The sequence below is a fragment of the Pseudomonas sp. AC211 genome, from assembly GCF_979258055.1.
In genome coordinates this window covers 3,284,036-3,306,093 of record NZ_OZ409830.1, presented here as the reverse complement: position 1 = coordinate 3,306,093, position 22,058 = coordinate 3,284,036, and the positions used below count along the sequence as shown (strand labels likewise).

The 22,058-nt window shown below is 60.1% G+C and carries 19 protein-coding genes and 2 pseudogenes; 14 read left to right on the top strand and 7 right to left on the bottom strand.

Annotated features, from left to right (window positions below; genetic code table 11):
- Positions 1-230 precede the first annotated feature (230 nt).
- The 9 genes and pseudogenes from ACZZZP_RS15550 to ACZZZP_RS15510 form a co-directional block, all read left to right on the top strand.
- Positions 231-1,958: pseudogene (locus ACZZZP_RS15550) on the top strand (filamentous hemagglutinin N-terminal domain-containing protein); the annotation flags it as partial.
- Positions 1,959-2,046: 88 nt separating this feature from the next.
- A complete protein-coding gene (locus tag ACZZZP_RS15545; protein WP_463536675.1) occupies positions 2,047-7,224 on the top strand; it encodes a DUF637 domain-containing protein in 5,178 nt (1,725 codons plus the stop codon).
- Complete coding sequence (locus ACZZZP_RS15540; RefSeq protein ID WP_463383363.1) at positions 7,221-7,772, top strand: hypothetical protein; 552 nt, start codon at positions 7,221-7,223, stop codon at positions 7,770-7,772. The genes ACZZZP_RS15545 and ACZZZP_RS15540 overlap by 4 nt, the downstream gene beginning before the upstream one ends.
- A 152-nt stretch (positions 7,773-7,924) precedes the next feature.
- Complete coding sequence (locus tag ACZZZP_RS15535) at positions 7,925-8,116, top strand: DUF4926 domain-containing protein (protein ID WP_463536674.1); 192 nt, start codon at positions 7,925-7,927, stop codon at positions 8,114-8,116.
- Between the two features lie 250 nt (positions 8,117-8,366).
- Positions 8,367-8,681: a hypothetical protein gene (locus tag ACZZZP_RS15530; RefSeq protein WP_463383361.1), complete on the top strand. Its 315-nt coding sequence runs from the start codon at positions 8,367-8,369 to the stop codon at positions 8,679-8,681.
- 78 nt (positions 8,682-8,759) lie between these two features.
- Positions 8,760-8,873, top strand: a complete 114-nt coding sequence (locus tag ACZZZP_RS15525) for an endonuclease toxin domain-containing protein (protein ID WP_463383360.1) — start codon at positions 8,760-8,762, stop codon at positions 8,871-8,873.
- Between the two features lies 1 nt (position 8,874).
- Complete coding sequence (locus tag ACZZZP_RS15520) at positions 8,875-9,105, top strand: contact-dependent growth inhibition system immunity protein (RefSeq protein ID WP_463383359.1); 231 nt, start codon at positions 8,875-8,877, stop codon at positions 9,103-9,105.
- A gap of 13 nt (positions 9,106-9,118) precedes the next feature.
- Positions 9,119-9,445 (top strand): contact-dependent growth inhibition system immunity protein, encoded by a 327-nt coding sequence (locus ACZZZP_RS15515; protein ID WP_463536673.1) that lies wholly within the window; start codon positions 9,119-9,121, stop codon positions 9,443-9,445.
- 218 nt (positions 9,446-9,663) lie between these two features.
- Positions 9,664-9,933, top strand: a complete 270-nt coding sequence (locus ACZZZP_RS15510; protein ID WP_463383357.1) for a hypothetical protein — start codon at positions 9,664-9,666, stop codon at positions 9,931-9,933.
- 406 nt (positions 9,934-10,339) lie between these two features.
- Here the strand turns inward: ACZZZP_RS15510 and ACZZZP_RS15505 are convergent, their stop codons facing one another.
- Complete coding sequence (locus tag ACZZZP_RS15505; RefSeq protein WP_463536672.1) at positions 10,340-11,350, bottom strand: AraC family transcriptional regulator; 1,011 nt, start codon at positions 11,348-11,350, stop codon at positions 10,340-10,342.
- A gap of 142 nt (positions 11,351-11,492) precedes the next feature.
- On the opposite strand from ACZZZP_RS15505, the gene ACZZZP_RS15500 reads away from it, so the two are divergent.
- Positions 11,493-12,389: a TauD/TfdA dioxygenase family protein gene (locus ACZZZP_RS15500; protein ID WP_463383355.1), complete on the top strand. Its 897-nt coding sequence runs from the start codon at positions 11,493-11,495 to the stop codon at positions 12,387-12,389.
- Here ACZZZP_RS15500 and ACZZZP_RS15495 read toward each other — a convergent pair.
- The 6 genes from ACZZZP_RS15495 to ACZZZP_RS15470 all read right to left on the bottom strand — a co-directional run bounded on the left by ACZZZP_RS15495 (position 12,386) and on the right by ACZZZP_RS15470 (position 18,261).
- The gene (locus ACZZZP_RS15495; protein WP_463383354.1) at positions 12,386-12,595 is read right to left on the bottom strand and encodes a hypothetical protein; all 210 of its coding nucleotides are present in this window, start codon (positions 12,593-12,595) and stop codon (positions 12,386-12,388) included. The genes ACZZZP_RS15500 and ACZZZP_RS15495 overlap by 4 nt on opposite strands.
- Positions 12,596-12,606: 11 nt before the next feature.
- The gene (locus tag ACZZZP_RS15490; RefSeq protein WP_463383353.1) at positions 12,607-14,664 is read right to left on the bottom strand and encodes a pyridoxamine 5'-phosphate oxidase family protein; all 2,058 of its coding nucleotides are present in this window, start codon (positions 14,662-14,664) and stop codon (positions 12,607-12,609) included.
- Positions 14,665-14,715: 51 nt separating this feature from the next.
- Positions 14,716-15,345, bottom strand: coding sequence for a glutathione S-transferase family protein (locus ACZZZP_RS15485; protein ID WP_463536671.1), 630 nt, complete (start codon positions 15,343-15,345; stop codon positions 14,716-14,718).
- 131 nt (positions 15,346-15,476) lie between these two features.
- Complete coding sequence (locus ACZZZP_RS15480) at positions 15,477-16,391, bottom strand: LysR family transcriptional regulator (RefSeq protein ID WP_463383352.1); 915 nt, start codon at positions 16,389-16,391, stop codon at positions 15,477-15,479.
- A gap of 4 nt (positions 16,392-16,395) precedes the next feature.
- On the bottom strand, positions 16,396-17,310 hold the full coding sequence (locus ACZZZP_RS15475) for a LysR family transcriptional regulator (protein WP_463383351.1): 915 nt from the start codon (positions 17,308-17,310) through the stop codon (positions 16,396-16,398).
- Between the two features lie 66 nt (positions 17,311-17,376).
- A complete protein-coding gene (locus ACZZZP_RS15470) occupies positions 17,377-18,261 on the bottom strand; it encodes a LysR substrate-binding domain-containing protein (protein WP_122493712.1) in 885 nt (294 codons plus the stop codon).
- 158 nt (positions 18,262-18,419) lie between these two features.
- Here ACZZZP_RS15470 and ACZZZP_RS15465 point away from each other — a divergent pair, with 158 nt between their 5' ends.
- The 4 genes and pseudogenes from ACZZZP_RS15465 (at position 18,420) to ACZZZP_RS15450 (ending at position 21,898) form a co-directional block, all read left to right on the top strand.
- Entirely contained in the window at positions 18,420-19,562 is a 1,143-nt protein-coding gene (locus tag ACZZZP_RS15465; protein WP_463536670.1) for a trans-sulfuration enzyme family protein, read from the top strand.
- Positions 19,559-20,446 (top strand): transporter substrate-binding domain-containing protein, encoded by an 888-nt coding sequence (locus ACZZZP_RS15460; protein ID WP_463383349.1) that lies wholly within the window; start codon positions 19,559-19,561, stop codon positions 20,444-20,446. The genes ACZZZP_RS15465 and ACZZZP_RS15460 overlap by 4 nt, the downstream gene beginning before the upstream one ends.
- A gap of 21 nt (positions 20,447-20,467) precedes the next feature.
- Positions 20,468-21,215 (top strand): annotated as a pseudogene (locus ACZZZP_RS15455) (amino acid ABC transporter permease).
- Positions 21,212-21,898 carry an amino acid ABC transporter permease gene (locus tag ACZZZP_RS15450; RefSeq protein WP_463383347.1) on the top strand — a complete coding sequence of 229 codons (687 nt, stop codon included), beginning with the start codon at positions 21,212-21,214 and terminating at the stop codon, positions 21,896-21,898. The pseudogene ACZZZP_RS15455 and the gene ACZZZP_RS15450 overlap by 4 nt, the downstream one beginning before the upstream one ends.
- The last annotated feature ends 160 nt before the right edge of the window (positions 21,899-22,058 follow it).

The window sequence follows — 22,058 nt, the reverse complement described above, 5'->3', positions numbered from 1 at the left end:
GCTGGGTTGGGATTTGCGTTTGCAGGCCCGGCCAATCGGGGCGGATCGGATCACCGATCCCTGCACACCACAATCCCACGCCCGCCTAAAGAAGAACGGCCTCTAACAGCGAACAAACCCCAGCTTTTTTCCGCCCCGTCACACGGCACCTCCGGCCCCGCCCGGCAGCTGCCCCCGCTTGCGCGCCGTAGTTTTGCAGCCTTCCCACCGCTGCCGAACGAGACGCCCACATGGACGTAACCAGTCCGCTCTTCCGCTCAATCGCCCGCCTGCTCGCGGGCGTCTTGTTCCTCAATCCCCTCGTCAGCACCGCCGCTGAACTCACCCTCGACCCCAACGCCGCAGGCAACGCTGCCATCACCCAAGCGGCTAACGGCGTGCCGATCATGAACATCGCCACACCCAACGCCAGCGGCCTGTCCCACAACAAATTCACCGACTACAACGTCGGCAAGCCAGGCCTGATCCTCAATAACGGCACCGGCCCATTCAATGACACGCAACTGGGCGGCGTAATTCTCGGCAACAGCAACCTCAACGGTCGTGCCGCGAACCTGATCCTCAACGAAGTTACCGGCGGCAACCAAAGCCAGCTCAAGGGCTACACCGAAGTAGCCGGGCAGGGCGCTCATGTGGTGGTCGCCAACCCCCACGGCATCACCTGCGACGGCTGCGGCTTCATCAACACCCCGCGCGCCACGCTGACCACCGGCGCGCCGGTCATCGACAACGGCAAGCTCGACCACTTCGACGTCAACGGCGGCGAAATCAACATCGAAGGCGCCGGCCTCAACGCGTCGAACATCAGCCAGTTCGACCTCATCACCCGCAGCGCCAAACTCAACGCCGAGCTGCAAGCCCAGCGCCTGAACATCATCGCCGGCCGCAACGAAGTGGATGCGACCACTCTGGCCGCCACCGCCAAGGCCGACGACGGCAGCGCCAAGCCGCTGCTGGCCATCGACAGCTCCGCACTCGGCGGCATGTACGCCGGCGCCATCCGCCTGGTCGGCACCGAGGCCGGCGTGGGCGTAAAGCTTGCCGCCGACATGGCCGCCAGCGGCGGTGATATTCACATCGACGCCAACGGCAAACTCACCGTTGCGCGCGTCGCCAGTGCCGGCAGCGTGAGCGCCAATGCCAAGCACATCGACCTCACCGACACCGTTTACGCCAGCCAGAACGCCACGCTGACCGCCGACCAGATCGACATCGCCAGCAGCCTCGCCAGCGGCGCCAACCTGAGCCTCACAAGCGCCGCCATCACCAACAACGGCAGCCTCGAAGCCGGCGCAAAAGCCGACGGCAGCGGCAACAGCGCCGCACTGCTCGATATCCAAGGCGGCACGCTAAACAACAACGGCAGCGTCAGCTCCCAAGGCCGCTTGAACACCGATCTGCAACGTCTTAATAACGCCGGTAAAACCATCGTCGCCGTGGGCGATGCCAGCGTAAAAGCCAACGCCATCGACAACCGGGGCGGCACGCTCGTCGGCCAACAAACCCTGACCGTCACCGCCGACAACCTCGACAACCGCGCCGGCACCCTCGCCAGCAACAAAGCCCTGAGCCTGACCCTGGCCGACACCCTCAACAACAGCGCCGACGGCCTGCTGCTGAGCAAAGCCGACGGCCTGACCCTCACCGCCAAAACGCTGAACAACGCGGGCGGCACCGTGCAGGCGGACGGCAGCGCGCTGACCATGACCGCCACCGACGCCGACAACAGCGCCGGTACGCTGCGAGGCGCGAGCGTCGTCCTGACCGCTGGCGCCCTCAGCAACCAGGGCGGCAGTCTGCTGGCCAAAACCGAGCTCACCGTTAACGCCGCCAGCTTCAACAACAGCGACGGCACCGTTGGCGCCGACACCGTCGGCCTGAACCTCAGCGGCCACCTCAACAACACCGATGGTCTGATCGAATCCGCCACCGCCTTGCAGCTCAAAGCCGGCAGCGTCAGCAACAGCGGCGGCAAACTGCGCGCCCTCGGCAGCAGCGGCACCAGCGCCTTCGAAATGAGGCGGGCTGTTCAGCAACGATGGCGGCTTGGTCGAAGTCGGCAACAGCACTCTCAGCCTCACCAGCGCCAGCCTCAGCAACCAGCTCGGCACCGTGCGCCACCTCGGCAGCCAGTTCGCCCTTACGCTCACCGACGCGTACAGCGGTGACGGCTCGCTGCTGAGCCAAGGCGACCTGACGGTGATCGCCGCGCGCCTGGAAACGGGCGCAAAGGCGGTGTGGACTGTTGCCGGCAATGCCGACTTCACTGTGAGCGGAGTGTTCAGCAACCGGGGAGCACTGACAGCGGGCAAAGGTCTTATTGCCCGAGCTGAAAGCCTGCAGAACTACGGCACATTGGGCGCGGCAGGAACGCTGCGCCTTGAAGGCACAAGCCTGCTTAACGACGGCGGGCTGATCTTCAGCGGGCAGGACATGACGCTGCGCCTCGACCGTTTTACCAACAGGTCGGCAGACGTGTTCAGTCTGGGTCGGCTCAGCATCGCCAAAGACGACAGCGACAACCTGCTCAGCCTGTTGGAAAACCGCTCTGGCAGCATCGAAAGCACGGGTGACATGAGCCTGCGGGCGGCTGTGCTCACCAACCGCAAAGACCTGTTCCGCACCGAAAACACTCAAATTCACGGCTGGGTCAGCGTCAACTGCTTCGACTGCGGCGGCGGTCACCACAACGTCGATTACATCGCCAGGGAGGTTTTCGAAACCAGCGTTGTTGAAGACTCGGCGGCTGCGCGTATCAGTAGCGGTGGCAACCTGGATATTAAGGGCGGCGAGCTCGCCAACCACTACAGCACCATCGCCGCCAGCGGTGCCATTTCCATCACCGCCACTAGCCTGGAAAACATGGGCGCCACCACCGGCACGTTGGAGCGCGTGCGCCGCTACAACACCGGACGCATTTCCGATGGTTCGGATGAGCGCTTCCGCGACAACTACGTCGACCCTTACAACGCCCAGGGTTTTCCAAAGGTTCTGCCTGCCTACTTCGGCCGCTGGACGCTAGTCAGCGACATCGAAACCCAAACCCCAGGCGCTATCGCCGCGCCGGCCATTATCCAAGCTGGCGGCGCGGTCACCATCCAGGCCACCCAGCCCATCACCAACGCGTCCGTGATTGCCCACCAAGCGCCCCAGCTCGGCGGCGCGCAAGGCACGGACGCGGTAGCGGACGCCAGTCGGCCGGTGGTGGTGCAGCTCAACCCGCAGTTAGTGCCGGACGCCACCCAGCAACCGGTAACGCTGCCGGCCTTCAACTTGCCGCAAGGTCACAACGGCCTGTTTCACGTCAATACCGATAGCAGCCACCCATTCCTGGTGGAAACCAATCCAGCCTTTGCCTCGCTGCGCGGCTTCCTCAGCTCCGACTACCTGCTCAACACCATCGGCTACAACCAGGACGTAACTCAGCGCCGCCTCGGCGACGGCCTGTACGAGCAGCGTCTGGTGCAACAAGCCATTGCCGCGCGCACCGGCAAACGCTTCCTCGACGGCCTGAGTTCCGACGAAGCGCAATTCCGATACCTGATGGATAACGCCATCGCCAGCAAGACCGCGCTCAACCTGGTGCCCGGCATCGCTCTGAGCGCCGAACAAGTCGCCGCGCTCACCCATGACATCGTCTGGATGCAAGAGCAGGAAATAGACGGCCAGAAAGTGCTGGTGCCCGTGCTCTACCTCGCCCAGGCCACCGATCGCCTGGCGCCCAATGGCGCTTTGATTCAGGGCCACGACGTCACGCTGATCAGCGGCGCCACGCTACTCAACAGCGGCACCCTGCGCGCCAGCAACAACCTGACCGTGAGCGCCGAAACCATCGGCAACGGCGGCCTGATGCAAGCCAACGAGCGCTTGTCGATGCTCGCCGCCGACAGCATTCACAACGCCCAAGGCGGCGTCATTGCCGGCAAAGACGTCAGCCTCACCGCGCTGACCGGCGACATCCTCAACCAGCGCACCGTCACCACCGACGCACGCCGCGGCAAAGGCTTTAGCCAGGTCACCAGCGTTGTCGATAACGCGGCCAGCATCGAAGCGGCCAACGATCTTCACCTTTCCGCTGGCGGCGACATCGTCAACCTCGGCAGCCAGTTGAAAGCGGGCGGCAATGCCGAACTGAAAGCCGGTGGCGACGTGGTGATCGGCTCGGCTGAAGCCCAAGACAGCCAGATGCGCAAAGACAGGCGCCACGCCTGGGAAACCAGCAGCACGTCCCAGTACGGCAGCGATGTGCAAGTGGGCGGCGACCTTCAGATCAAGGCAGGCAACGACTTGGCCGTGATCGCCAGCGAGGTGAACGCCGGTGGCGACATCGCACTGCAAGCCGGCCACGACGTCACCTTCAGCGCCGCCGCCAACGAATCCAGCAGCGAGTACCGCTACAAAGGCAACGGCAAAAAGGTCACCCAAGAAACCAGCACCGTCCGCCAGCAAGCCAGCGTGATTGAAGCCGGTGGCGACCTGGGCGTCAGCGCGGACAACAACCTGATCATCAGCGCCAGCGAGCTAACCGCCGGGAAGGAAGCCTACCTCTACGCCGGTGAACAACTGGCCGTTATCTCTGCAGAAGACAGCGACTACAGCTTTCGCGACAAATCGAAAAAAGGCTCATGGGGCCGAAAATCCGCCAAGCGCGATGAAGTGACCGATGTGCGCAATGTCGGTAGCGCCATCACCACAGGCGGCGACCTGACCCTTGAAAGTGGCGGCGACCAGCTCTACCGCAAAGCCACCCTCGACAGCGCTGGCGACCTGAGCCTCGACAGCGGCGGCGCCATCACCTTCGAAGCGGTAGCCGATAGCCACTCCGAAAGTCACGAAAAGAGCAGCAACAGCTGGGTGTGGACCAGCCTGGACAACAAAGGCCGCGTCGACGAAACCCTGCGCCAGAGCCAACTCAGCGCCAAGGGCGAAGTGCTCATCGAGGCCGTCAAAGGTCTGCACATCGACGTCAAGCAGATCAACAAAGAAACCGTCAGCCAATCCATCGACGCCATGGTTCAAGCCGACCCGAGCATGGCCTGGCTAAAAGACGTCGAAGCGCGCGGCGACGTCGACTGGCGGCAGGTCAAAGAGCTGCATGACAAATGGCACGACAGCCATTCCGGCCTGGGCGGACCGGCCACCATCGTCATTATCATCATCGTCGCCTACTTCACCGCAGGCGCGGCGTCCGGGCTGATCGGCACGCTCGCAGGCGGTGCCGGAGGTGGCGCTTTCGCGGCGGGTACGGCCGCCACGGTGGCCGCAGACGCGACCGCTGCCGGTTGGGCCAACGTCGCCGGCTCGGCCATGCTCACCTCAGCTGCTGGCACAGCCACCGTCAGCACCATCAACAACAAAGGCAACCTCGCCGCCGCCGCCAAAGAAACCTTCAGCAGCAACAGCCTCAAGAACTACGCCGTCGCCGGCATAACCGCCGGCTTAACCGCCGGCATTTTCAACGACTGGACCGGCACCACCACCGGCCCGGCCCCAGCCCTCACCGACGCCACCAACGGCGCCCTAGCCAACACCGGCGCCGTCGGCGTCGCCAACGCCAGCGGCGGGCTCAGCAGCCTGCAAGGCGTTGGGCAGTTCGCCGCCAACCAGATGCTGCAAAACAGCACCTCGGCGGTGTTGAACAAAATGCTGGGCCGCGAAGGGAGCCTGGGCGACGCCCTGCAAGCCTCGCTCGCCAACACCTTCGCAGCCGCCGGCTTCAACCTGATCGGCGACCTGACCAGCGCAACCAACTGGGACCTGAAAGACGGCAGCCCCGCGAAAATCGCCCTGCATGCCGTCATGGGCGGCCTGGCAGCCGAAGCAGCGGGTGGCAGCTTCAAAACCGGCGCGTTGGCAGCGGGCGTCAACGAAGCCGTGGTCGATGCCCTGGCCAACCAGTACGGCCAAATGGACCCCGACCACAAGAAAGCCCTGCTGGTGATGAACTCACAGCTTATCGGCGTGATGACCGCGACGATTCAGGGTGGGGATGAGCAGGACCTGCAGACGGGATCGTGGGTTGCGCAAAACAGCACGCAATACAACTGGCTGCTGCATCACGAAGTCGAGGAAGCCGACAAAGCGCGAGCCGCCTGCGAAGGCTCGGCCAGTGCTGCTCAGGCCTGCAAAGACGACATCACCCGCGCGACCGATCAGCTGAGCAAACTGCGCGACCAACAGATGTACGACTACGGCCGGGCACTCCAGGAGAAAGCCTATGTAGAAGGGTGGGCGCGGCAAGACTACGAAGAAGGCATCAACGCCTACTGGGGAAATATCGACAAGAGCCAAGTGGTAGTCGGTGATCCTGCCGCTACACAGACCGGCTTTATCTTTCGAGAAATGACCTCCGGCGCCAAAGAAGCGGCCGGCACCTTGCCAGGCCGTGTGTGGGACACCGTTTCACACCCGCTGGACCTAATAAACGGCGTGTTCAACGGCGTAGTCAGCATCCCTGGCGCTACCGTCGACTGGATAACCAGCCCCATCCCCGCGCAGTCCATCGAAAGCGCACTCGACAACGTAGCAACGATGCCCGCAGCGGCTACCGGCGGGATGCTGCTCGACAGCGCGTCGGGACTGTTGGTCGCAGGAGTTGGCGGGAAGCTTGTCGCCTGGGTTGGAGGGAAGTGGGTCGATTTTAAAGCGGCGCCTGTGGCGAATGGGGAGTTGCCGAAAGGGCAGGTTGGGGGTGTGCCGGTCGTAGCGGCAGACATAGCGGACAGGGGTGCAAAGGCAACTGGCGCTGCTGAAATGCCGGCTACGTCTGCAACCACACGGGTAGGACTGCGGGAGGACCTTGCAGCGCAAGCTGGAATTCCTCGAAATATGGTCGATGCTCCGTCGAATGTTTGGGGGAAATCCATTGATGATATCCAGCAGTCGTTCAAGATGGATGGTGCCAAGCTCACATACGTGCCGCCGAAAACTGGAACATCTGGTAACGCACAGACGTACAAAGTCGAAGGTGGCACAACTGGCATTAGAGAGATTCAATATAGTCCCTCCACTGTTGATGCAACGGCCAAATCATTGCATGTGGGTGAGTACTTCAAAATTACATATATTGATGGTAGTAAGGCCAAGGTTATTGATCCTACGACCTACAGACCGACATTCCAGGGACCTTCTATGCCTATTTATGATGCAAATACGACATACTTAAATCCGCACGGTCAGAAAGTGAAATTCAACCCTGTCACCAATTTGTGGATTCCCGAATGACGCCGCTGGATAAGTTTTATGTGGTTTGGGATGCTCCAATTGTTCCTGGTGTATCACTTGCAGGAATACCTTTGCATGTAAGTGCCGCTGATCTGGAGATTGTGCTTTCTACATATTTGACGGACAAAAATTCTTTACAGTATAGGTTTGAGGGGGCGCCAGACCTTTGTTTGAGCAGGCATGATCTGGATGAGTCCGGAAATGGTGGTTATTGCTTTTCTATTTGTGGCGATGAAATTGTCAGTGAGGTGAAATCGGGAGTTCCTGCATTATCTATACTTATTCGTAATGGGAGGGTGTACGCGGTTAAGGTTTATGATTTTAGCTTTCCGAGCGAGCCCGAACATAGATTCGTTTATAAAGGGCTTTTGCCGGGAAGCATAGGTTTGGGAAGTTTTGTAGCCGATATTTTGCCATTCACTAATTTAGAATTTGATGAGGCCGAAGAGTGGTTCTATACCAGTCGTGATTATGGTGCCCTTGAAGTAACGGGATGGGGGTTCCTCTGGAGGAGCAGCCTACGCAGCTCATTACAGCTCTTTGTGTGATTCAGGGGTGATAGGAGGAAAGGGGTAGACTTATTAAGTTGCTCTAATTTACAGTTAAATAATAAATCTGTCCCATTTTTTCAATAATAAATCTGTCCCCTTTTTTCCCATAAGTTGAATACACCTTTTTCTGGCTTCACCAGGAGCCAAAAATGAAGCTATTTCTATATTCTCGCGTGAAATATATCGGCCCAAATGGACTTGATGATTGTGTCGACGAGAATGATGTGGGCTACATTATAGAAGATTATGGTGATGGAAATTACGAAGTTGAGTTCTGTGAAGTTGATGGTTCCACGAGGGCTCAGTTCGTAATTCCAGAAGTTTTTTTTGCACTTGACTGAGAATTAGTTGGTCCAAAAGCAACTACTAACGCTCCAGATACACCAGGTTCATTACGGACTCTGCCGGTAATATTGTCGATTTAGATTATACCAAGGGACTCAGGGAAACGAATGTGTAGAAAAAGGGACGGGTTTATTAAATTGCTCTAATTTGGATTTCAATAATAAATCTGTCCCCTTTTTGCGTTTTTATTATCAAAGGTACGAAGAGCCCGAGTGTTGTGCCAGCTAATCCGAAATGGAGACCCTGATGATCAATAAGTGTGAATTGGAAGAGTGGAATTATCAAATGCTTATGCTGGTTCAGGCTTTGATTGGATCGATTTCGCCGAATTTTAGAATGGTAGCCTTGCTGCGGGACTCGAACGAGTGGGTTCTTAAGTTCTATCTAGAAAGAAGCGTCGAGGAGGACATTGAGGAAATAGAGGATGTGGTTTGTCAGTACACTGCCTATCAAAATTCAAGCTTGAAATGTAGGGCTGAATTAACCGTGGGGCAAGATACTCTTCCTGCGTTCTGTGGGGACTTCAGGATCGTATACCGAAGAAAAGAACTTGCCAGCTAATATTATCGAAAAAAATAAGGACAGATTTATTAAGTTGCACTAATTTAGAGCTGAAAAATAAATCTGTCCCCTTTTTTGATGCAAGTGGCAGTTCCAAAGGCTACGACGAGTGCTCAGTGGGATCAAATTAATAGAGCTATTGAGTATGGTCAGAGCAAAGGCGTTACGGTGAAAATTACCAAGGTAGATTAAGATGAGTGAAGTCGTAAAAACAGCTTGGGCAGATGCGAAAGTGAATAAAGATTTCATTTCCGTGAAAACTTTTTCTGGCTATCGAAGTAGCCAAGCAGATCCGCAAGGTGTGGAGCATTTTTTCAGCCCTGACGCTGCCGATAAAGAGCTAGGCCTTGCTGTGCTTGACGCCTTGGCTCATAGCACGATTTGTGCTTCCCGAGCCGCGAAAGGATGTTTGGATTCATCCTGAAGCTACTTTTGATATGGAACTCTACGACTACAACCTGACCAATCAACGATATGATCAATGGGTTGGCAACACTTTGGAGCGCTATGGCTACAAGACCAAGCGTGCATTATTTAAAGATATGAAAAAATGCAGTATCGAAAGTAAGAGTGATCAGATCGTTATTCGCCCCAGCCATCACGAAAAGCTAGAAGCCTGGAGTGGTAAGGGTATAAGTGAGAGTAACTATGTCACTATCCCCAGCGGTAGTAGCCCTTCTGATATAGGTGCGGCCCTGCGCTTGGCTTTAGTAGGTGTACTTGATGTGTGTAGAAAAGGGGACAGATTTATTAAGTTGCTCTAATTTAGAGTTCAATAATAAATCTGTCCCCTTTTTTGTCAAGTTGCTCTAATTTATAGTTTAATGATGAATCTGTCCTCTTTTCTAGGAGGGCACGTTATTGAGTGCAACGCAGGTAAGGTGATTGGAACAAGCGTCTCAGGCGCTCCAGCATCGGCAATCAAAATAAATTTTTGGGATAGTATGTTCAGACTGCTTTCCCGTACTAGTTAGGAATGATTATGAGCGGCGGCGGCACACTACTAGAGCGATTTGTCGCCCAAGAGTTGGACGACAGCGTTCGCTCTATTTTGAACGATGGCTTTGATGAGCTGATTTGCTCAAAGAGCGTTCTGCTCCGGGAATTCGAGTTTAATTGCTTTGACATTTCGTTGGACTTTGAAAAAGGCATAGTCACATTGCAAGATGTTCTTTCCGCTGGAGAGAGTAGCTTTCTTGATATACCGATAAGTGATTTTATTTCTGCTTGCGGCTTGAATGTCTCTTGTTGATTGTAGAGACAAAAGGAGGCAGCTTTTATTAAGCAGCTCTAATTTAGAGCCGCATAAAAATCTATTCTTTTTTTCTAAATCTTTGCAGGCTAGGCCAATCGCGGCCAATCGCGGCTGATCGGGATGCCGCCCAGCCGCTCCTACAGGCTGTCGCCGGTGCTTTTGTAGGAGCCACCTTGGTGGCGAACCCTGGAACAGCAATTCTCTAATTTCGTTTGCAGGGTTCGCTAGCAAGCAAGCTAGCTCCTACGGGGCAGCGTAATGGTCCGGAATCCGCGTATTCGAGCAAATCTTATCTCGGCCAATCGCAACGCCGCCCAGCCGCTCTCACAGTGGATTACCAATCCCTGCAAGAGCAGCTCTAGCCCCGATCCCTATAACCAACAATCGCCCCCAAAACGAGCCCTCAATTCCCCCCACCCACGCGCTGCCAATACCCTGGCGAATACCCGGTCCACCGACTAAACGCCCGCGAAAAACTTGCGGCTTCGGCGTACCCCAATCGCTGCGCCACAGCGTTCACGTCCAGCCGCGATTCGCTCAGTAGCCGTTTGGCCAGGCGCTTTTTTATTTGTTCGTTCAGTCGCTGAAACGAGTGCCCTTCACTGGCCAAACGTCTATGCAAGGTGCGTTCAGAAAGCCCTAGGCGTTCGGCGACGGTGCGGCAGGCGAGCAGGGTGTCGGGTTGGGCCATGAGGATGGTCTGCACATGCCGCGCGGTAGGGCCGTTGGTTTGTGGATGGGCGATTTCCTGGCATTGCGCTTGGCACCATTGTTCGCCTTGTAGCTGGGCGTCGATGTGGGCTTGGGGCAGGGGGCTTTGCAGTTCCTGGGTGGAGAACAGAATGCCGTCGCGCTCGGCCGACACGCTCACGCTGTAGGGGAACGCGCTGTGCGGTACGCCGCCGCTGGCGGTCATTTCCACGGTCAGGGGCGCGGCTCGGCGTTTGAGCAGTTCGCTGGTGATTTGCAGTGAGCCGGCCAGGCCGCGTTCGACGACGAAGGCGCAGGTGTCGCGGGGCAATACGCTGGAGTCGAACAGCAGCCACATGCCGCGACGGTCGCGTTCCAGGCGGGTGGGGCAGAGGGTGAGTGCCATCAGTTGGAAGCGGCTGAAGGAGGCGAAGGCTTCGAGCAGGGTGCGGCTGGCGAGCATGGTGAAGCCGAGCAGGCCAAGCGAGGTGAGGTGGTAGCGCTGGCCGGCGAGAAAGCCCAGCCCGGGGCGGTCGCAGTGTTCGAGCAGGTTTCGGATGACGGCGAGTTCTTGCCAGGCTTCGATCTGGGCGGTGCTGGTGTGCACGTCGGCCAGGCGGATGGCGCTGCCTTTCAGGCAACTGTTGGCGTCCAGCCCTTCGGCCTGGGCGGTGTCGAGCAGGTAACGCACGCCGGTCAGGGTGCGGTGTTGGCGCCAGTTCATGGGGCGACCCTCTTGTTGTTATGGCATTTCTTATAGTCCAACTGCTGGCAGTGTTCATCATGAAATGGCAGGAATGATCATGGAGCCGCCTGCTCAGCCGTCCCATGCTGGGCCCACCTGATCGCAGCGAGAACAACAAAAAATGAGCGAATTCATCTACACGCTACCCAGCAGCAATCCACCCGGCCGTTATGAACATTTCAGCGCGACGCCAACCACTGGCGCGCTGGGCGCCGATGTCGAGGGGCTGGATTTACGCGCGTTGAACGCCGAAGGTTTTGCCGAGCTGCGCCAGGCGCTGCTCAGTCACAAGGTGCTGTTTATCCATGGGCAATCGCTAAGTGTCAGCGACCTTGAACGGGTGACGCAGCAGTTCGGCGAGTTCGGCCGCGAGCCCTACGTCACGTGCATGGAAGACCATCCCCACGTGGTGCATGTAGTGAAGGAGGCGGACGAAAAAGCGCCGTTCGTGTTTGGCGGCGCCTGGCATACGGACTGGACGTTTCAGGAGCGCCCGCCGGCCTTCACCTTGTTGTATGGCCACGACATTCCGGCCTACGGCGGTGATACCTGTTTCGCCAATCTGGCGCTGGCGTATGAATGGCTGTCGCCCGGCATGAAAGCGCTGCTGGCGCCACTGGAAGCCGAGCACAGCCCAGAGCGCGCCTACGGGAAAAACGCCAATCACAACGCGCTGTTGGAGAACATGCAGATCCGCTATGGCAGCGACGCCTCCCACGAGGCGCGCAGTCATCCGCTGGTGACGCGCCACCCGGAAACCGGCAAGCAGGTGTTGTTTATCAACCCGGCCTACACATCGGGCATCAAAGGGTTGCGTCCGCCCGAGGCGCAGCCGTTGCTGGATTATTTGTTCAGCCTCGCCACTTCCCCAGCCTTCACCTGCCGCATGCGTTGGCGCCAGGGCACCTTGGCGATCTGGGATAACCGCAGCACCTGGCATATGCCGATTTCCGACTACCACGGCATGCGCCGCGAGATGTTCCGCACCACGGTAAAGGGCGAGGCGCCGACGCGTTAATGCTGGGCGAACATACCCGCGAACCAGGCGCGCAGGCGGGCGAGGCCGTCGGGGATGAAAGGCCGCGTCTGGCATTCATAAGGCGAAACCAGCTGCGGCAGCATGTAGCTGAGTTCGCGTTCCGAGCTGGTACAAGGCAGCGCGGCGGATTCCTCGGTGGGGTCGTGCCATGGCGACACGGCGTCGTTGAAGGTCAGTGTGCGCATCACGCGTCTCCTTAGAGGTCCAGAACCAGTGGCTGAACGCCGTTTTCGCTGTCGGCCGGCACGGCGCAGCAGATCAGCACCATGTCGTCGTCGGGCAATTGGGCGGGCGGGTTGGGGTAGTGCACCTGGCCGCTGATGCGCCGGGTGCGGCAGGTGCCGCACGAGCCGCCGCGGCAGCTGAACTCGGGGTTCAGGCCACGGCTTTCGGCCAGTTCCAGCAGCGTGCCGCTTTGTGGGGTCCAGCGTGCTTCCTTGGCGGAGTTGGCAAAGTACACCGGCACGGGCGTGTTGGCGGGGGGCGGTTGCACGAGGGTGGCGCGCTGCTCGTCGCCCTGGCGGCGCAGGGTGGACGGGCCGAACGCTTCGGCATGAATGCGCGCGTCGGGGATGTTCAGCTGGCGCAGACCGTCGTAAATATCCTGGGTAAACGCCGCCGGGCCGCAGAGGTAGAAGTCGTAATCATCGAGCGGTAGACGCGCTTTGATTGGCCCAATGCTCAACCTTCCGGCCAGTTCAAAATCCACGCCCAACGTCGCCTGTTCGCCGGCAGTGCTTAGCGCGCGTGTGAGGTGGAGCAGGCCATTGGCGCGCTGTTGAAGGGCTTGCAGTTCCTGCTGAAAGGGCAGGTCGGCCAGGCTTCGGCCGCCTTGAAACAGGTACACCGGTTGTTGCCGTTGGCCGCTGCTGATCTGGGCGACCAATTCACGCGCCATGGACAGCAGCGGCGTAATGCCGACGCCCGCACCAATCAACACCACGGGCCGCGCAGCGTCAGTTTTCAAGGTGAAGCTACCGAGCGGGTGGCGAATCTCCAGCACGTCACCGAGCTTCAGTTGCTCATGCAAATGCCGCGACGCCGGGCCCTGGGCTTTAACGCTGATGCGCACATGCCCATCGGCCGGCGCGCTGGACACGCTGTAGGTGCGCACCACGCTGTCGCCATTGTCGAGGTGCAGGCGCACGGGAATATGTTGGCCGGGCAGAAAGCTCACGGCGCCGCCATCGACGGCCTCCAGGTACAGCGAGCGAATGTCGTGGCTTTCCTGCTCCACGCGGGTGATGCGCCACGGGTGCCATTGCTTGCGCGCTTCGGTCTGGCGCAGGCGCTGGTTAGCGTCGGCCCAGGTGCCGGTCATCAGGCTGGTGGGCGCGAAACTCTGGAACTGCCAGCGCAGCGACAGCGCTGCCGGGCGGCGCACCACTTGCTGTACGTCGAAGGTCCACAGCCGTTCTGCGCCTTCGAACGCGGTGATCAGCGGGCTTTCCAGCACCAGTTCGGTATGGCCGCTCAGTTGCAGCACATCGCCGGTGGTGAAGTCGACAAACAGCAGCCCGGCCTGCGGGTTGGTTTGCAGGTTGCCCAGGGTGTTGAAGTGCAGATTGCCGGCGTAGTCGGGAATGGTCAGGCGGTTGCCTTCCACCTGAATAAACCCCGGCCGGCCGCCACGGTGCGACACATCCACCGAGCGCTGACCGTCGTCATGCACCACGTAGCTGGCGACAAAAAAGGTGTCGGCGGCGGTGATGACGGCGCTGGCGTCGGCGTCGAGGGCGGTGAAGTCCTGGCGTGCCGGTTTGCCGGCCGCGTCATCGGCAACGCGGGTGTAAGCGCGTTGTTGGATGTACTGCGGGCAGTTGCCGAAGGCGTGCTCCACGGCGATATCCAGTTGCTGCGCCGAGGCGTGGGTGATGACGCCATTGATGCGGTTGCGCCGCCGCGTATGCAGTTCAATGCCCAGCAGGCCCAGCGCGTTGCCGGCTTGCAGGCCAGAGGCGGCGGGGTCTTGCGGATCCAGAGCGGTGGTCAGGCTCAGTTGCTTGGCATCGGCGGAATGGGCGAAGCCAGGCTCGCCTTCCAGCAAAGTCGCCCAGGGGCGGCCGGCATCGTCCACGGCGCCGACGATCATGAACGGCAGCTGTTGATAAAACTCGCGGTGCTGGTCGGGCATGTAGTCGCGAATAAACTTCTGGCCGGCGACTTCCATGCGCTCGAGCACGCCCACTTTCTGCTGCAGAACGCGTTCGCCGTCATGCCAGGGCGAACGGCGGTGTTTGGGCAAGGTTTCCATGGGCGATCCTCCTTGTGAGCTGCCGGGCTGACCGGCAGCGGGGCGCGACGATCAGTTGGCGAGCAGGCCGGCGGCGGTCGGCGGCATCGGCACAAAACCCGGCAGCGCTTCCACTCGCGCCAGCCACGCGCGCAAGTTCGGGTAGGCCTCCAGCGACACGTTGCCCTCTGGCGCATGGGCGATGTAACTGTAGTTCGCGACATCGGCGATGCTCGGCTCGGCACCGGCCAGGAAGGCGGTGTTGGCCAGTTCCCGTTCCATCATGGCGAACAGGTTGTGGGCGCGGTTGATCACTTCCTCGGCATTGAACGAGGCGCCGAACACGGTCACCAACCGTGCTGCGGCCGGGCCGAATGCCACTTGCCCGGCGGCCACCGACAACCAGCGTTGCACGCGCGCGGCGGCAGCGGGTTCTTCACTCAGCCAGCGGCCTTCGCCGTAGGTTTTCGCCAGGTACACCAGAATGGCGTTGGAGTCGGCGAGCACGGTGCCGTTGTCGTCGATCACCGGCACTTGGCCGAACGGGTTGAGCTTGAGAAATTCCGGTTGCTTGTGCGCGCCTTTGGCCAGGTCGACAAACACCACCTCGGTCGGCAGGTTCATCAGCGACAGCATCAGCTGCACGCGGTGGGCGTGGCCGGAGAGGGGAAAGTGGTAAAGGGTGATCGGCTGCTGTGGCATGGGGTGCACTCCGCTGGAGGGGGCGTCGACTGAATGTGACGCTGTGCAGGCATGCTGCGCCCGCCGGCCGTTGAGCAGAATCGCCACGCCGGGCAATGCAGAATTTCAGTTTGTGAAATAACCGGCCGCGTTCAGGGGCGAAAGGCCGGGTGGGCGCGCAGGCGCGGGGCGATAAAGTCGATAAAGCTGCGCACCCGCCCGTTGGCTTTGCGGCCTTCGCGGTAGGTCAGGTGCACAGGCAACAGCGGCGCCGGGAAGGCGTGCAATACGGGTTCAAGCAAACCGTTCTGCAGCTCGTGGTGGGCTTCGTAGCGCAGGCAACGAATCAGCCCCAAGCCACACACCGCTGCCTGAATGGCGCCTTGCTGCGTAGAGCAGGTGAGCACCGGCGCGGTTCGCACCGAGCGCGTCCCGCCTTCAACAGGCAGGCGCCACTCCGAACCCTGGGCGGTGGCGCTGGCCACCAGGGTGCGGTGATTTTTCAAGTCTTCAGCGCTCTGGGGAACGCCCCATTGCGCGAGGTAAGTCGGCGCTGCACAAATGATCGGCCGCACCTCGCCGACCTGCACGGCAAAGCCGGTGGAATCGGGAAGATGGCCCACCACCAGCGCCACGTCGATGCCGTCGTCAAGCAGCCTGGGCAGGGTTTCGCGGGCCTGGGTCAGCAGCTGCATGTCGGGGAAGGCGTCGAGGTAATCCACCGCCAGCGGCATAAATACTTGATGGGTCATAAGCAGCGGCATCGACACCGTCAGCCTGCCCACGGCATCGCTGTGCAGGCCGCTGGCGGAGCGTTCGGCCTCGGCGGTTTGCGCAAGAATCAACTGGCAGCGCTCGGCAAATTGCTCGCCCACCGCGCTCAGGCTCACGCCGCGCGGGCTGCGCTTCAACAAGGTGGCGCCCAGTCGTGTTTCCAATGCCGCCACCGTGCGCATCAGGGTGGCGGTGGACACTTTCAGTTCACGCGCTGCTGCCGCCAGGCTGCCGGTACGGGCCACGGTGGCGAACGTGCGCATCTGTTGGTGGCGGTTGGGCAGGGTGCTCATGGCGTTAAGAGGCGCCGAGCTGTTGCAGCGCCGGGTCGTTCACCAGGCGCTCGTAGCAGTGGTCGACAAAGGTGCGCACCTTGGCCGACACCTGCTTGCCGCTCTGGTACACCAGGTGCACCGGGATGGGCGCGGTGGCGAATGCGCTGAGCACAATTTCCAGCTCGCCCTTGGCGACCGCTTCGGCCACTTGGTACGACAACACGCAGGTAAACCCCCAGCCCATGCGTGCGGCGTTAATGGCCGCCTGGTTGGAGCTGACCACCAGGCGCGGCGTCGGCGTCACGCTCTGGTTGCCGTCCGGGCCGGTGAAATACCAGTGGGCTAACAAGGTGCTGGCCGACGACATCACCACCTGCGCGCCGAGCAAATCGTCCGGCTTTGTCGGCCTGCCGACGCGGTCGAGAAAGGCCGGCGCCGCGCACACCACCGGGCGAATGTCGCCGACCTTCAAGGCATTGAAGTTGCCTTCGGGTAACTGGCCGATGCGCAGGCCCACGTCGACACCTTCGTCGGCCATGTGCACCAAGCGATCGACCAGCAGCGCATTCACCGACACCTGCGGGTGCGCGGCCAAGTAACTGGTGATCAGCGGAATCACGTACAGCTCGCCGAACATCACCGGCGCCGTCACCGTCAGGTTGCCGCGCGCACGCAGGGCGCTGCCGGCGGCCAGTTCCTCGGCTTCTTCAAGCTCGAGCAAGATGCGTTTGCAGTCTTCCACATAGCGCCGCCCGGCTTCGGTAAGCCGCAGGCTGCGGGTGTTGCGCGCCAAAAGCACGGTGCCCAGCCGGCTTTCCAGCGCGGCGATGGCGCGGGTGGCGCTGGGCGGCGACATGCCCAGCAGCTTGGCGCCGCCGGCAAAGCTCTCGGCCTCGGTCACGGCCAGCAGCACCTTCATTTCCTGAAATCTATCCATGACGACATCCGGCTTGGCGAGTAGCAAAGAGTAGGGGGTTGCAACGGTATTGTCCGCAGGCCACCGTCAGTGGCCGGCCAGGTGCTGCTCGGCAATGCTCACCAGCAGATTGCCCGGCGCGGACAGCGGCGCCGTGGCGCTGTGGATCACCAGGGTATTGAAGTAGATGTCTTCTTTGAGCGGCAGCAATTTCAGCCCCGGCCATTCAAAGGCTTCTAGGGCGATGGGGTCGACAAGGCCGACGCCGGCACCGCTGACCACCAGCGAGGCGATGGTCAGCGTGTAGGGCGTTTCAATGGTGATGCGCAGGGCCTTGCCGGCTTCGGCCATCACGCCGTTGAGAAAGCGCTGGGTCGAGTCGGTGGACGACAAGCCCAGGTACGAATAGTCGGCCAGGTCCAGCACCGACACCTCGCTCATCGTCGCTACCGGATGGTCCACCGGCACCGCCAGCAACGCACGGCGGCGGGCTATGCTGCGGGCGACGATGCCGTGGGTGTCGATTTCTTCGGCGGCAAAACCGATGTCGCAGCGGCCGCTGGCGATCAGCTCGCGCACCTCGTTGGAGGAGCAGATATCCAGGCGCACCGACAAATCCGGCAACTGGCGCTGCAACTCGGCGAGAAACTTCGGCATCGGCCCATAGGCCATGGCCGGCAAGCAGGCGATGGAGAGCAAACCGCTGCGGCCTTCGCGCAGGCTCTTGGCCTTCTTTTCAAGCTGGTCCATGCCCGAATAGAGCTTTTCCACGTCGACAAATAGCGACTTGGCTTCGGGCGTCGGCCGCAGCCGGGACGACTCCCGTTCGAACAGTTTGAAGCGCAAGTTGCTTTCCAACTGGGCAATCAGGCGGCTGACAACCGGCTGCGAGGTGTGGATCATTTCGGCGGCGCGCACGGTACTTCCAGTGACCATAACCGCCCGGAAAGCCTCGATTTGTCGCGGGTTCATCGCTTACCTATATCAATAATGAATTGATGCAAGACATCTTCGCATTGGAAGTTATACGTGCAATGCGTCAATTTCGGAACCCTAAGAACCTGGCACGCCAAAGGCCCTCCGTGAAATCACTCTTTCTGCCCGCTGACCTTCGCCCCATTCGCGCGCTTATGCCCGAGTTCACGGCGCTGAATATGTCGGTTCACCATGCGTCCACGCTGACCTTCACCTCGGCGCGCAGCTTTTTGAACCGTTCGGAGCGCATGTTCGACGGCTTCAGCTACGGCCTGTACGGCACGCCGACCGGGCGGGCGCTGGAAAAGCAGATAGCGACCATTGAAGGCGGCGAGTTCAGCTTGCTGGTGCCCTCGGGCCTGGCCGCCGTCACGCACCCGATGCTGGCGCTGCTCAAGCAGGGCGATCACGTGTTGCTGGCCGACTGCGTGTACGGCCCAACGCGCGAGCTGTGCACCTCGCTGCTGGCGCAGTACGGCATTACTCACACGTTTTTCCCGGCGGATGCATCCACCATCGAACCCTGGCTGACCGACTCCACGCGCCTGGTAGTGCTTGAGTCGCCGGGCTCTTACACCATGGAAATTCAGGATATTTCGGTCATCTCAGCACAGGCGCACAAGAACGGAAGCCTGGTGTTGATGGATAACGCATGGGGTTTTGGGCAGATAAATTGTTTCGAGCACGGCGTCGACATCGTCAGCACCGCGCTGTCGAAATACGCCAGCGGCCACTCCGATGTGTGCATGGGCGTGTGCACGGTGAAAGACCGCAAGCTGTTCGAGCGCCTGAAAACGGCGTTCATGGCGCTGGGCACCGGCGTTGCGGCGAGTGATGCGTACCTGGTGTTGCGCGGCTTGCAGACGCTACCGGTGCGTCTGGCCGAGCACGCCAGACGCGGTTACCACATCGCCAAATGGCTAATAGGCGTCGAGGCCGTGGAGCAGGTATTTTTCCCGGCACTGGAAAGCGACAGCCAGCACGAGCGCTTCAAGCGCTACTTCAGCGGCGGCAACGGCGTGATCAGTTTGACCCTGCGTGAAACCGATCAAGCCCGCATCGAGCGCTTTGTCGATAGCCTGAAGCACTTCCAGATCGGCGCCAGTTGGGGCGGTACGCAAAGCCTGGTGGCCTTGGCCAACATCAGCGCCAGCCGCACCTCGGTGCCGTGGAAACAATCGCCATGGATCGTGCGTCTGCACATCGGCCTGGAACCCTTGGACCAGTTGCAGCGCGACCTTGAGTTGGCGCTTGCGACGCTTTCGAAAAAAATAACCACAGGGCAGCACATACGATGAACAAGGTCTTGGCACTCGCTCCGCTATTGTTGGTGGCTCAACTGGGGCTGGCGCATGCCGCCGGCACGTTGGACAAAATCAAAGCGACCGGCGCCATCACCCTCGGCACCCGCGAAGCCTCGACGCCGTTCAACTTCATCGACGACAACGGCAACCATGCCGGCTTCGGTTGGGAGATTTCCCAGCGCATCGCCCAGCGTGCACAGCAGGAGCTGGGTTTGCAGGCTCTCCAGATCAACACCCTCAATCTCACGCCGCAAACCCGTATCGCCCTGGTGGCTAACCAAACCGTTGACCTGGAATGCAGCTCCACCACCAACAACACCGAGCGGCAGAAACAGGTGGCGTTTTCCAACACGTTTTTTGTCGTCGGCACGCGACTGTTAACCCGCAAGGATTCCGGTGTGCAGGACTTCGCCGACCTGGCGGGCAAGTCGGTGGTGGTGGAAGCCGGCACCACCTCCGAACGCCTGCTGCGCACCCTCAACAGCGAGAAAAACCTCGACATCCGCATCCTGTTATCGAAAGACAATATCTCCAACTTCACCACCGTCGAGACCGGCCGCGCGGTGGCTTCGATGGGCGACGACATCATGTTCTACGGCAACATCGCGACCGCGAAAAAGCCGGAACTGTGGACCGTGGTCGGCACGCCGCAGTCGCTCGAAGCTTACGGCTGCATGCTGCGCAAGGATGACCCGGCGTTTAAAAAGCTCGCCGATGAGGTGATCGTCGGTATGCAGAAGTCCGGAGAAATGCACCAGCTCTACGGCAAGTACTTCAACACCCGAATCAACGTGAAAGGCGGCTTGCAAATACACGCACCGCTGTCGGCTGAAAACGCGCAGCTTTACCAAAATCCCAACGACCGGGCGCTTCAGTAAGCCTTTCAGGACCGCACGTTTATGAACTACAGCTGGGACTGGAGCTTCTTTTTTCAAACCCTCTATCACGGGCGAAGGCCTGTATGGAGTGCTCCTGGCTGAGGGCGTGCTGTGGACGCTGGCGCTTTCGTTGTTGTCGTGGGGCTTGGCGTTGGGGCTGGGCACGCTCACCGGCATGGCCAGAGGTTCGGCTAACCGCGCGCTGCGTTGGACTGCGGCGGTCTATGTGCACCGTTTTCGCAACACGCCGCTGCTGGTGCAGTTGTTTCTTTGGTACTTCGTGGTGCCGGAGCTGTTGCCGGCAACGTGGGGCGACGCGCTGAAGCAGATGAACCCGATGCTGAACCAGTTCCTCAGCGTGGTGATGTGCTTGACGCTGTACACCACGGCGGGCGTGGCAGAGCAGGTGCGGGCTGGGCTGCAATCGGTGTCGGCGGAGCAGGCCCCGGCGGCGCGGGCCATGGGGTTCGGGCGCTGGGGCGTATACCGGTTTGTGCTGCTGCCGCAGGCGTTTCGCGTGGTGCTGCCGTCGTTGACGTCAGACTTTATGAATGTGTTCAAGAACTCGGCGGCGGCCTTGACCATCGGGCTCATGGAACTGACCGGCCAAAGTCGGCAGATCAGCGAGTTTTCCGGTCAGCCGTTTGAGTCGTTTATTGCCGCCACGTTGATTTACATGGGCATCACCTACGCCGTCGTGCTGCTGATGCGCCACCTGGAAATGAAGACGGCGGTGCCCGAGCTGCGCGAAGCCGGGGCGCTGCGGTGAGTTACGAATTTGATTGGAGCGGCATCGTGCCGGCGCTGCCTTATTTGTGGCAGGGCTTGCAGACCACGCTGCTGCTGGTGGCCGTCGCGCTGGTGCTGGGTTTTTCGCTGGGCTGCGTGCTGGCCGTGGTGCGAATTTACGGGCCGAGGGCGCTGGCCAAACTGGCGGCGGGCTACGTGAATCTGTTCCGCGCCATTCCGCTGATTTTGACGATTTTCTGGATGTTTTTTCTGATGCCATTTGTGCTCAGGGCAATCACGGGCAACCCCTACCTGACGGTGGGGGCGATGTACTCGGCGATCATTGCGCTGGTGCTGGCCGAGTCCGCCTACTTCTGCGAAGTGGTGCGTGCCGGCGTCAACAGCGTAAAGGGCGGGCAGATGGCAGCCGGCAAAGCGTTGGGCATGAGCACCCTGCAGTGCCTGCGCCTGATCGTGATGCCGCAAGCGCTGCGCAACATGAGCCCGGCGCTGGTCAGCCAAACCATCGGGCTGCTCAAAGACACGTCGCTGGTGTACGTCATCAGCCTCAACGACTTTCTCGGCGCAGCCGGACAAATAGGCCAACGCAATGGCCAATTGGTGGAGTTCTATTTATTGACGGCAGCGGTTTATTTAGTGCTGTGCAGTGCCGGGGTCGTACTGGTTAATTATTTACAGAAGAGGAACCGGCAAGCGATTTGAATCAGCTGCTTTGAATTAGCTGTTGTTGAACTCGCTAAGTTGAAACAACAAACAACGATAATTCGATACATAACGAGCGCCGCGCTAGCCAGCAGCGGACGCCAGCAACACCGCGGCTCGCAAGCCAGTCGCCTTTAACTTTCTGCCCATTATTTGTGCA